1 protein-coding gene is annotated in these 461 nt (G+C 52.7%); it reads left to right on the top strand.

The features are described from left to right. On the top strand, positions 1–461 hold a 461-nt coding region (locus Xbed_RS19085), incomplete at both ends, for a terminase large subunit domain-containing protein (protein WP_244182577.1).

Raw genomic sequence — 461 nt, 5'->3', positions numbered from 1 at the left:
CGGCCTGTAAACGGGTGAAACAAGCGGTGAAACGCTACTATAACGACCTGAATAGCCCGCTTTATCTGTTTGATTCGGAGGTTGTCGGGCGATTTATTGGCTTTTCCCGTCTCTGTCCGCACGTCAAAGGGCACTTACGTGGTAAGCCAATCATACTGGAGCCGTGGCAGCAGTTTGCCTTTGCGAATCTGTTCGGTTTCAAAGTCAAAGCCACCGGGCGCAGAAAATACCGCAGCGCCTACATTCAGGTGCCGCGCAAAAATGCCAAGTCCACCGTGGCTGCGATACTGGCGAACTGGTTTCTGGTGATGGAGAACGGACAGCAGGATATTTACACCGCCGCCGTGAGTCGGGATCAGGCACGCATTGTGTTTGATGATGCCCGTCAGATGTGCCTGCTATCCAAGCCGTTCAAGAAACGGGTCGCTATCCAGCAACACAAAGTGACCTATCCAAAGAGT

The organism is Xenorhabdus beddingii, from assembly GCF_002127545.1.
GTDB classification, from domain to species: Bacteria; Pseudomonadota; Gammaproteobacteria; order Enterobacterales; family Enterobacteriaceae; genus Xenorhabdus; species Xenorhabdus beddingii.
The sequence above is the reverse complement of the archived record's forward strand: the minus strand, read 5'-3'. Positions and strand labels throughout refer to the sequence as shown.